At 53.6% G+C, this 10,334-nt stretch carries 10 protein-coding genes and 1 pseudogene; 10 read left to right on the top strand and 1 reads right to left on the bottom strand.

The window, feature by feature from the left end:
* From lacNas_RS09000 to lacNas_RS08955, 10 genes are all read left to right on the top strand, one after another.
* Positions 1-832 (top strand): HAD-IC family P-type ATPase (locus lacNas_RS09000; protein ID WP_201346792.1); only part of this gene is annotated, 832 nt, incomplete at its 5' end.
* 136 nt (positions 833-968) lie between these two features.
* Positions 969-2,951, top strand: a complete 1,983-nt coding sequence (metG, locus tag lacNas_RS08995) for a methionine--tRNA ligase (RefSeq protein ID WP_201330757.1) — start codon at positions 969-971, stop codon at positions 2,949-2,951.
* Positions 2,951-3,730 (top strand): TatD family hydrolase, encoded by a 780-nt coding sequence (locus lacNas_RS08990; RefSeq protein ID WP_201330758.1) that lies wholly within the window; start codon positions 2,951-2,953, stop codon positions 3,728-3,730. The genes metG and lacNas_RS08990 overlap by 1 nt, the downstream gene beginning before the upstream one ends.
* On the top strand, positions 3,714-4,286 hold the full coding sequence (gene rnmV, locus lacNas_RS08985; protein WP_201330759.1) for a ribonuclease M5: 573 nt from the start codon (positions 3,714-3,716) through the stop codon (positions 4,284-4,286). Before lacNas_RS08990 ends, rnmV begins: the two co-directional genes overlap by 17 nt.
* A complete protein-coding gene (gene rsmA / locus lacNas_RS08980; RefSeq protein ID WP_201330760.1) occupies positions 4,261-5,151 on the top strand; it encodes a 16S rRNA (adenine(1518)-N(6)/adenine(1519)-N(6))-dimethyltransferase RsmA in 891 nt (296 codons plus the stop codon). The genes rnmV and rsmA overlap by 26 nt, the downstream gene beginning before the upstream one ends.
* A gap of 59 nt (positions 5,152-5,210) precedes the next feature.
* On the top strand, positions 5,211-5,462 hold the full coding sequence (locus tag lacNas_RS08975; RefSeq protein WP_201330761.1) for a Veg family protein: 252 nt from the start codon (positions 5,211-5,213) through the stop codon (positions 5,460-5,462).
* 106 nt (positions 5,463-5,568) lie between these two features.
* On the top strand, positions 5,569-6,399 hold the full coding sequence (gene purR / locus lacNas_RS08970) for a pur operon repressor (protein ID WP_003612830.1): 831 nt from the start codon (positions 5,569-5,571) through the stop codon (positions 6,397-6,399).
* 59 nt (positions 6,400-6,458) lie between these two features.
* Positions 6,459-7,844, top strand: a complete 1,386-nt coding sequence (gene glmU, locus lacNas_RS08965) for a bifunctional UDP-N-acetylglucosamine diphosphorylase/glucosamine-1-phosphate N-acetyltransferase GlmU (RefSeq protein ID WP_201330762.1) — start codon at positions 6,459-6,461, stop codon at positions 7,842-7,844.
* A 170-nt stretch (positions 7,845-8,014) separates the two neighbouring features.
* Entirely contained in the window at positions 8,015-8,764 is a 750-nt protein-coding gene (locus lacNas_RS08960; RefSeq protein ID WP_201330763.1) for an SLAP domain-containing protein, read from the top strand.
* Positions 8,765-8,992: 228 nt separating this feature from the next.
* Positions 8,993-9,973 (top strand): ribose-phosphate diphosphokinase, encoded by a 981-nt coding sequence (locus lacNas_RS08955; protein ID WP_201330764.1) that lies wholly within the window; start codon positions 8,993-8,995, stop codon positions 9,971-9,973.
* Between the two features lie 52 nt (positions 9,974-10,025).
* Here lacNas_RS08955 and lacNas_RS08950 read toward each other — a convergent pair.
* Positions 10,026-10,334: pseudogene (locus tag lacNas_RS08950) on the bottom strand (hypothetical protein); the annotation flags it as partial.

Below are 10,334 nucleotides of genomic sequence, written 5' to 3'. Positions count from 1 at the left end.
CGGCTACATGGGCGACGGGATCAACGACGCCCCGGCCATGAAGCAGGCTGACGTTTCCATCTCTGTTGACTCTGCTGTCGACGTGGCCAAGGAGTCAGCCGACATCATCCTTTTGCAAAAGGACTTGAGCGTTCTGGAACACGCGGTCCGGATCGGCCGCAAGACCCTGACCAACACCATGAAGTACATCAAGATCACCCTGTCGTCCAACTTCGGGAACATCCTGTCCATCATGGTGGCCTCGATCTTCCTGCCGTTTCTGCCGATGCTGCCGCTGCAGCTCCTGATTCTGGACCTGCTCTACGGAACCAGCTGCCTGGCTCTGCCGTTTGACAGCGTGTCTGAAAACTACCTGCGGGTGCCGCGGGAATGGTCGACCAAGAAGATGCCGAAGTTCATGTTCTACTTTGGCCCGGCTTCATCCGTCTTTGACGTGATCACCTTTGCCGTTCTCTTCTTTATCGTCTGCCCGGCCTTAACGGGCGGCAGCTACGCCAGCCTGGATCCGGCCGGCAAGCTGGCCTTCATAACGGTCTTCCACACCGGCTGGTTCGTGGAATCCCTGTGGACCCAGGAAATGGTCATCCACGCCCTGCGCGACGAGCGCCTGCCGTTTATCCAGCAGCGGGCTTCAAGCGCGGTCATGCTGGCAACCTTCGGGGCCGCGGTCTTCGGCACCGTCCTGCCGTTCTCAGGCTTGGCCGGGGCAATGAAGTTCGGCCACTTGAACGAGGAATTCCTGTGGATCGTGGCCGGCCTTTTGGTCTGCTACCTGCTTTTGACCACGGTCGTCAAGCACTTCTATATGAAGAAGGAAAAATTCCTGATTTAAAGCAAAAACAACGGTCTTGGCAAAAAGGCCGTTGTTTTTTTGCCGCAAAAGCCCGTTAAATCGCGCATCAGCTTTATAAGGTAAGGCTTTTTGTTGTATGATAGAGAGTATAGAATTTTTGAGGAGATCAACCACTATGGCAGATAACAAGAAAACTTTTTACATTACCACGCCAATCTACTACCCGTCAGGCCGCTTGACCATCGGCAACGCCTACACGACGGTGGCAGCGGACACCATGGCCCGCTACAAGAAGTCCCGCGGCTATGACACCTTCTTCTTGACCGGGACCGACGAACACGGCTTGAAGATCGAACAGAAGGCTGAAAAGCTGGGCATGAAGCCAAAGGCCTACCTGGACGGGATGGTCAAGGACATCAAGGAACTGTGGAAGAAGCTGGACATCAACTACGACAAGTTCATCCGGACCACTGACGAAGAACACGTCAAGGCTGTCCAGAAGATTTTTGAAAAGCTGAAGGCCTCAGGCGACATCTACCTGGGCGAATACACCGGCTGGTACTCAGTCGAAGACGAAGAATACTTCACTGAATCCCAGCTCAAGGAAGTCTTCAGAGACGACAAGGGCAACGTTGTCGGCGGGATCGCGCCGTCCGGCCACGAAGTCCAGCTGGTCAAGGAACCGTCCTACTTCTTCAGAATGAGCAAGTACGCCGACCGGCTTCTCCAATACTACAAGGACCACCCGGAATTCATCCAGCCAAACTCCCGGGAAAAGGAAATGGTCAACAACTTCATCAAGCCGGGCCTGGAAGACTTGTCAGTCACCCGGACCACGGTTGACTGGGGGATCCCGGTGCCAAGCGACCCGAAGCACGTCGTTTACGTTTGGATCGACGCCTTGGCCAACTATATCACCGCTTTGGGCTACGGGTCAGACGACGACTCCCTCTTCAAGAAGTACTGGCCAGCCGACGTCCACTTAGTCGGCAAGGAAATCGTCCGTTTCCACACCATCTACTGGCCAATCATGCTGATGGCGCTGGATCTGCCTTTGCCTAAGCAGGTCTTCGGCCACGGCTGGGTCTTGATCTACAAGGACAAGATGTCCAAGTCCAAGGGCAACGCCGTTTACCCGGAATCCCTGATTTCCCGCTATGGCCTGGACCCGGTCCGCTACTACCTGATGCGGGCAATTCCGTTTGGCGCTGACGGCTCCTTTACCCCAGAAGACTTCGTTGAACGGACCAACTTTGACCTGGCCAACGACCTGGGCAACCTGCTGAACCGGACGGTTTCCATGATCAACCAGTACCAAAAGGGCCTGGTTGCTCCGGTTGACCAGGAACAGGACAAGTACGGCGCTGACCTGGCCGCCGTTGCCGCCAAGTCCATCAGCGACTACTACGACAACATGGACAAGATGCACTTCTCCAACGCTTTGGAAAACGTCTGGCAGCTGATTTCCCGGGCCAACAAGTACATCGATGAAACCACCCCGTGGGTTTTGAACAAGGAAGGCAAGAGCCAGGAATTGTCCAGAGTCATGAGCAACCTGGCAGAAAGCCTGCGCCTGGTAGCTGTCATGATCGCTCCGGTCATGACGGAAACTCCGGCCAAGATGTTCGCTCAGCTGGGCCTTGACTGGGATGACGAAAGCCAGAAGGACTTGAAGTTCGGCGGCTTTGCCTGGGACGTGAACGTCGTTGCCAAGCCAACGCCAATCTTCCCGCGCTTGAAGAATGCTGAAGAAGTTGCCTACATCAAGGAAGAAATGAAGAAGGCCAAGCCAAAGAAGCAGTCCAGAAGAGAACAAAAGCAGGACGAAAAGCAGATCACGATCGACGACTTCGCCAAGGTCAAGATCCAGGTCGGCAAGATCCTGTCCGTTGAACCGGTTCAAGGGTCAAGCAAGCTCCTGCTGTTCAAGCTGGACTTCGGCAAGACCGGCGAGCGACAAATCTTGAGCGGGATCCGCAAGTTCTACCCGGATGAAAGCATTCTTTTGGGCAAGAAGGTTTTAGCCGTAACCAACCTGAAGCCGCGCAAGATGCTGGGCCACGAAAGCCAGGGGATGCTTTTGTCCAGCGAAGCTGACGGCGACGTCAAGCTGGCCTTGGTCGGCGATGAACACCCGGTAGGGGCTGAACTGGGCTAATGAAAATCTACGACAACCATACCCACTTGAATGACAAGCCTTTTGCCGGCAAGGAAGCCGAGTATGTCCAAAAGGCGCGCGATTTGGACGTCGTTGGCATGAACTGCGTGGGCCAGGACCCGGAAATGAATCTGGGGGCTCTGGAATTGGCCAAGCGCTTTGACAACGTCAAGGCCATCATCGGCTACTGCCCGGACGTAGCCAAGGACTATGACCAGGCTGCTGAAGACCTGCTGGTTGAGCAGGCCAAAAGCGGCCAGGTGGTCGCCATCGGGGAAATCGGCCTGGACTACTACTGGGATGAATCTCCGCGGGACGTGCAAAGGGAAGTTTTCGCCCGGCAGATTGAAGTTGCCCGCGACCTGCACCTGCCGGTGAACATCCACACCCGGGATGCCTTTGAGGACTGCTGGAAGATTTTGAAGGAAGCCAATCTGGAATACGGGGCGGTTTTGCACAGCTACAACGGTGGGCCGGAGTGGACGGATAAGTTCCTGGACTTGAACGTGAACTTTTCTTTCTCCGGCGTCGTTTCCTTCAAGAAGGCGCAAGAAGTGCACGAGTCAGCCAAAATGGTCCCGCTGGACCGGCTTTTGGTGGAAACTGACGCGCCGTATTTGACGCCGGTGCCTTACCGGGGCCGGCAGAACGAGCCCGGCTACGTCCGCTACGTCGCCCAGGCGGTCGCGGACCTGAGGGGGCTGGAACTGGCGGAAGTTGCCGAAGCAACCTATGCGAACACTATGAGGATTTACGGACTAAATGCAGAAGAATTTTAACGCCGTCGTTGTCGTGGAAGGCAAGGACGATACGATTCGCTTAAAGCAGTTTTTTCCAGGAATTGAAACGGTCGAGACGAATGGCTCGGCCGTTTCTGATGCGGTCCTGGCCAAGCTGAAAAAGCTGGCCGAAAGCCGCGAGATCATCGTTTTTACCGATCCGGACGTCAACGGCGAGCGGATCCGCCGCCTGGTGACCGAGGCGGTGCCAACGGCCAAGCAGGCCTTCATCACCAGAAAGGAAGGCGAGCCCAGCGGCCAGGGCAGCCTGGGAGTGGAGCACGCGTCAAAAGAAGCCCTGGAGCGGGCCCTCAGCGACCTGCACGAGGTCAACCGGCCCCGGGCCGACTTTGACTTCAGCGACTATGTCGACCTGGGCCTGGCCATGGGCCGGCAGTCCCGCCGCTTAAGGGAGGCTGTCGGCATCAAGCTCGGGATCGGCTACGCCAATTCCAAACGTTTTTATCAGCGTCTGCAGACTTTCGGCATTACTTTTGCTGAACTGAAACAGGCAGTAGAGGAGGCAGAAAATGACCAATCGAATTCCAATCGCTAGTCCGGTCCGGACGGCCGCGATCGTCAACCGTTACTATGTCCACGCCAAAAAGAACCTGGGGCAGAACTTCCTGGTCGACTTGGACGCCGTCCAGGGGATCGTCCGCGCTGCCGGCGTTCAGGCCGGCGACCAGGTGATCGAAGTCGGGCCGGGGATCGGCTCTTTGACCGAGCAGCTGCTTTTGGCCGGCGGCAAGGTGGCCGCTTATGAAGTCGACCAGACCCTGCCGGAAATTCTGGCCAACGAGCTGCCTGAGAAGATCAACGGCCAGGACCGGGACGAATGCTTCAAACTGATCATGAAGGACGTTTTGAAGGCTGACTTCCATGCGGACCTGGATGGCTTTTTCGATCTGACCAAGCCGGTCAAGGTCGTGGCCAACCTGCCTTACTACATCACCACGCCGATCATCTTCAACCTGCTTGAGGCGGATCTGGACTTTACCAGCCTGACTTTGATGATGCAAAAGGAAGTGGCTGAGCGCCTGGCCGCCCAGCCTGGCTCCAAGGCTTACGGTCCCTTGTCCATTGCCGTGCAGACGCGGATGAGCGTCGACCTGGCCCTGGAGGTCGGGCACGGCTCCTTCATGCCGCAGCCGAAGGTTGACTCGGCCGTGGTGGTTTTGCGGCCTTTGAAAGAGCAGGTGGAGGTCGGCGACCGCAAGCAGTTTGACCGGGTGGTCAAGCTTTGCTTCGCCCAGCGCCGCAAGACCCTGGCCAACAACTTGAAGGCCCTGGTGCCCGCTAAGGAGGACCGGGAGAAACTGCTGGCCGGCCTGGACCTGGATCCGCGCCAGCGGCCGGAACAGCTGGCAATCGCTGATTTCATAAAAATCAGCCGGGCAATTAATGAAATGAATAAATAATTTGATATTGATTATCTAATAAAAATATGATACAATATATCGATAAAGGAGTGTCATAATTGCCAATCAATATTCAAGACATTAAGCAGAAGTTAGATGCCCACCTAGGCGAAGAGCTGACGATCGTTGCCCAAGCGGGACGCAAGAAGGTTACCAGACGCCGCGGCGTTTTGAAGAACACTTTTCCGGCAGTGTTTGTAGTGGCTCTGGATCAGGACAGTAATAATTTTGAACACGCATCATACAGCTACACTGATGTTTTGACCAAGAACATCCTGCTGGAATTTGATGATAAAAGTGATGAAGAGTAAAAATACGAATTTTTGCACTAACATTTCTTGAAAATGTTAGTGATTTTTTTTGCCCTTTAGAGTATATTAGTATAAGTACAAAAACAGACATTAGGAAGGAAAGAGAATGAAACGTTCTGAAAGATTAGTAGACATGACCAAGTTTTTAATGGAGCGCCCGCATACTTTAATCGCTCTGCCATTTTTCGCCAAGCGCTACGGGGCTGCGAAGTCATCGATCTCGGAAGACCTGGCCATTTTGAAGCACACCCTGGCCAGCAACGAAGACGGGATCCTGGAGACCGTAGCCGGAGCAGCCGGCGGGGTCCGTTACATTCCGTTTCTTGGCCAGAAGCCGGCCGAAAAGTACCTTAAGGACCTGGCCGGGCGCATTCAGGACTCCAGCCGCATTTTGCCGGGGGGCTTTGTCTACCTGTCAGACATTCTGGGCGGCCCTTACGATCTGGAAATGATCGGCAAGCTGATTGCCACCCGCTATGCTTATGCCAACATCGAAGCCGTCATGACGGTTGAAACCAAGGGCATCTCCCTGGCCAACGCCGTGGCCAGCTACTTGAACGTTCCGGCGGTAACGGCGCGCAAGCGGTCCAAGGTTACTGAAGGGGCGACCGTGTCCGTCAACTACATGTCCTCATCGACTTCCCGCGTGGCCAAGATGGAATTGCCGACCCGGGCCCTGGACAAAGATACGAACGTTCTGATTGTGGACGACTTCATGAAGGGCGGCGGCACTCTGGACGGGATGCGGCAGCTGGTCAAGGAATTCGACTGCCAGGTTGCCGGCGTCTGCGTCCTCTGCGAAACTGAATACGAGGAAGAACGCAAGATCAAGGACTACGTTTCCTTGGTAAACATTGACCAGATCGACAGTGAAAAAGAGATCATCCTGGCCCAGCCTGGGAACTTTTTAACTAGAACTAACTTCGATCGTTTCTAAATGTTACAATATAAGCTAGCCATGAAGGCTAGCTTATTAAATTTAGAAGGTTATTACAGATGGAAAAATATGTCGTAGTTCTGGCAGCCGGCAAGGGCACCAGAATGAAATCCAAGCTTTACAAGGTCCTGCACCAGGTTTGCGGCAAGGCAATGGTTGAACATGTCGTTGACGCGGCCAGAGCGATCAAGCCAAGCAAGATCGTGACCATCGTCGGTCACGGGGCCGAAGACGTTGAGAAAGTCTTGGCTGGCAAGTCTGAATTTGCCATGCAAGAAGAGCAGCTGGGGACCGGCCACGCGGTAATGCAGGCCGAAAGCCAGCTGGCTGCTTTAGCTGGGGCAACGCTGGTGGTAACCGGTGACACGCCGCTTTTTACCAGCGAAACTTTCGAAAAGCTCTTTGCCTACCATGAGGAAGAAGGCAACTCAGCCACGGTTTTGACGGCTGAAGCGCCGAATCCTTTTGGCTACGGGCGGATCATCAGAGACGACCAGGGCAATGTCTTGCGGATCGTTGAACAAAAGGACGGCAATCCGGAAGAACTGAAGGTCAAGGAAATCAACACCGGGGTCTTCTGCTTTGACAACCAGGAGCTCTGGGCTGCCTTGAAGCAGGTCGGCAACGACAACTCCCAAGGCGAGTACTACCTGACCGACGTTTTGGAAATTTTGCGCAAGGCCGGCAAGAAGGTCGGCGCCTACAAGATGCCGGACTTCAGCGAAAGCCTGGGGGTAAACGACCGGATCGCCCTGGCAGAAGCCACCCGGATCATGCAGCGCAGAATCAATGAAGAGCACATGCGGGCCGGCGTCACTTTTATCGACCCGGCAACGGCCTACATCGACGCTGACGTACAGATTGGCAATGACACGGTGATCGAAGGCGGCGTAACGCTCAAGGGCCACACGGTCATTGGGTCGGACTGCCTGATCACTTCCGGGTCAAGAATCATCGACAGCAAGATCGGCAACGGGGTGACGGTAACTTCTTCAACGATTGAAGAGTCAATCATGGAAGACAACACCGACATCGGGCCAAACTCCCACTTGCGGCCGAAGGCCTTGATCAAGCGGGGCGCTCACCTGGGCAACTTCGTGGAAGTCAAGAAGGCCGAAATCGGCGAAAACACCAAGGTCGGCCACTTGACTTACGTCGGGGATGCCACTTTGGGCAAGGACATCAATGTCGGCTGCGGGGTCATCTTCTCCAACTTTGACGGGGTCAAGAAGTTCCACACGACGGTCGGCGACAAGTCCTTCATCGGCGCCGGCTCGACTTTGGTTTCCCCGATCAAGGTGGCTGACCACGCCTTTATCGCGGCCGATTCCACGATCACCAAGGACGTTGGCAAGTACGAAATGGCCATCGCCCGGGGCCGGCAGGTCAACAAGGAAGACTACTGGCACAAGCTGTCTTTGTCTGAAGACGACGAATGGAAGTAGGATAAAAGAGAGCCGCAGGCTCTCTTTTTTCTTTTGAAAAAATGAATCGGTTTTCATCCAATTTAACGAAAATTTGCGGATCTTTTAAGAACTTTAATAAGCATTTCTGGAAAATAGGGTGTATAATCGAGGCAATGTAGAAAAAGAAGCAAGAAAGGTTTTGCATATCGATGAAGTTTACTAAGAAAATTGCTTTCGCATCAGCATCATTGGCTTTGACTCTGGCTACTCCAGCCGCATTGCTGGCTCAAAACGCGGCTTTCGCGACGACGACCACGACCAAGGTTACCAAGGTAACTCAAGTCAAGGTTACCAAGAAGACCACTCCTTTCTACCACAAGGACGGTTCCAAGTTCACTAAGAAGAGCCCATACGTTTACGGCAACTGGAAGAGCACCGTTGCTTACAAGGGTACGACTTACAAGGTAGTCAAGACTGTTACCATCAAGGGTGCCAAGTACTACTACATCGGCAACAGCGCCTACTTGAAGGCCAGCGACGTCAAGGTAACTGCTACTAAGACGACGACTGTCAAGACTTCAAGCTCCAAGAAGTCCAGCTCAACTTCAAGCTCAAAGAAGACCAGCTCAACTTCAACTTCAAAGAAGTCTAGCTCAACTTCAAGCTCCAGCTCTTCTTCAAGCAGCTCAAGTTCTTCATCTTCAAAGAAGAGCAGCTCCAAGAAGACTGTAACCCAAGTCAAGGTTATCAAGAAGACCACTCCTTTCTACCACAAGGACGGCTCCAAGTTCACTAAGAAGAGCCCATACGTTTACGATGGCTGGAAGAGTACCGTAGCTTACAAGGGCACTACTTACAAGGTTTCAAAGACCATCACCATCAAGGGTTCCAAGTACTACTACATCGGCAACAGCGCCTACTTGAAGGCTAGCGCCGTTAAGGTAACTGCAAGCAAGTAATCATCAAGAAGCTCCGGCGGAAGCCGAAGCTTTTTTCTTGCCCGAAAACAGACGATTTTTTCTATCTGCTTAAAAAATAAAAGGCTTTCTTGCTTTTTGGCCAGGGCAAAGGCGGGACAAAGAGAATTTTTTGCTTAAAAACTGAACACAAATGCCTTTTTTCCAACAAAAGAATGCCGGATTTTGTTAGAATAGAAATGGTAAATGCTGTTTTTTTCGGAGGGAATTATGTCTTACAAGGACAACATCAAGCTTTTTGCGCTTAACTCAAACAAACCGTTGGCTGAAAAGATCGCTAAGCGGATGGGGTTAAAGCTTTCAACCTCAAGTGTCGTTCGCTTCAGCGACGGTGAAATTCAAGTCAACATCGACGATTCTGTCCGTGGCAAGGATGTCTTCTTGATCCAATCCACCAGCGCGCCGGTCAACGACAACCTTATGGAACTTTTGATCATGATCGACGCTGTCCGCCGGGCCAGTGCCGCTTCCGTGAACATCGTCCTGCCATACTACGGCTACGCACGCCAAGACCGGAAGACCCGCGCCAGAGAACCAATCACTGCTAAACTGGTCGCAGACATGATTCAAGCTGCCGGGGCTGACCGCGTTCTGTCACTGGACCTGCACGCTCCGCAAATCCAAGGTTTCTTCGACATCCCAGTCGACAACCTGATGGGCGCGCCGCTTCTGGCTGACTACTTCTTGAGCAACCACCTGGAAGAAGACGCCGTTGTCGTTTCTCCAGACCACGGTGGCGTTACCCGGGCCAGAAAGCTGGCTGAATTCCTGGGCACTTCAATCGCCATCGTCGACAAGCGCCGGCCAAAGGCCAACGTTGCCGAAGTCATGAACATCATCGGTGACGTCAAGGGCAAGCGGGCCATCTTGATCGACGACATGATCGACACTGCCGGGACCATCACTTTGGCAGCCCAGGCCTTGAAGGATGCCGGTGCTACTGAAGTCTACGCCTGCGCGACCCACGCCGTTTTGTCCGGCCCAGCCGTTGACCGCTTGAACAATTCCGTAATCAAGAGCCTGGTTTTGACCGACTCAATTCAACAGCCAGCCGAAAAGAACCTCGACAAGATGATCTTGGTTTCCGTCGGGCCTTTGATGGGCGATGCCATCAAGCTGATCATGGAACACAAGCCAATGAGTCCGCTTTTTGACACCCGTTACGACGCCAACAAGTACAAGGACCAATAAAGTTTTCAATAAAAAACAGCCGCTGCAGTGCAGTGGCTGTTTTTCTTTTGGATTAATTTTTGCCTGAAAGCAGCTTACCGTTTTTCAGATACTTCTGAAAATCGGCCTGCTTGAGCATGGCAACCGGGAAGAAGAAGCGCTCGTCGCCCTGCAGGGTTCCGTTCAGGGCCTTGACCAAGGGGCTGAGCTGGGAAAGCTCGATTAGGCTGCCGTCTTCCTGCATGATTTCAATCTGGCTGTTGGCATTCTTGCCGCTCGGCTTGTAGGCGTCATACGGCTCGTCGAAGGCCGACCCAACGCCAGTGTAGTAGTCCGGATTGAAGCCGGCGGCTTTGATCAAATCCTTCAGCCGCGGCAAGAG

Origin of the sequence: Lactobacillus nasalidis, assembly GCF_016587775.1 — a bacterium.
Lineage (GTDB): Bacteria > Bacillota > Bacilli > Lactobacillales > Lactobacillaceae > Lactobacillus > Lactobacillus nasalidis.
The sequence above is the reverse complement of the archived record's forward strand: the minus strand, read 5'-3'. Positions and strand labels throughout refer to the sequence as shown.

Bases quoted from the DNA above. Each gene is read 5' to 3' on its own strand.
- metG (WP_201330757.1), top strand. From the start codon at position 969: ATGGCAGATAACAAGAAAACTTTTTACATTACCACGCCAATCTACTAC.
- glmU (WP_201330762.1), top strand. From the start codon at position 6,459: ATGGAAAAATATGTCGTAGTTCTGGCAGCCGGCAAGGGCACCAGAATG.
- lacNas_RS08955 (WP_201330764.1), top strand. From the start codon at position 8,993: ATGTCTTACAAGGACAACATCAAGCTTTTTGCGCTTAACTCAAACAAA.
- rsmA (WP_201330760.1), top strand. From the start codon at position 4,261: ATGACCAATCGAATTCCAATCGCTAGTCCGGTCCGGACGGCCGCGATC.
- rnmV (WP_201330759.1), top strand. From the start codon at position 3,714: ATGCAGAAGAATTTTAACGCCGTCGTTGTCGTGGAAGGCAAGGACGAT.
- lacNas_RS08960 (WP_201330763.1), top strand. From the start codon at position 8,015: ATGAAGTTTACTAAGAAAATTGCTTTCGCATCAGCATCATTGGCTTTG.
- lacNas_RS08990 (WP_201330758.1), top strand. From the start codon at position 2,951: ATGAAAATCTACGACAACCATACCCACTTGAATGACAAGCCTTTTGCC.
- purR (WP_003612830.1), top strand. From the start codon at position 5,569: ATGAAACGTTCTGAAAGATTAGTAGACATGACCAAGTTTTTAATGGAG.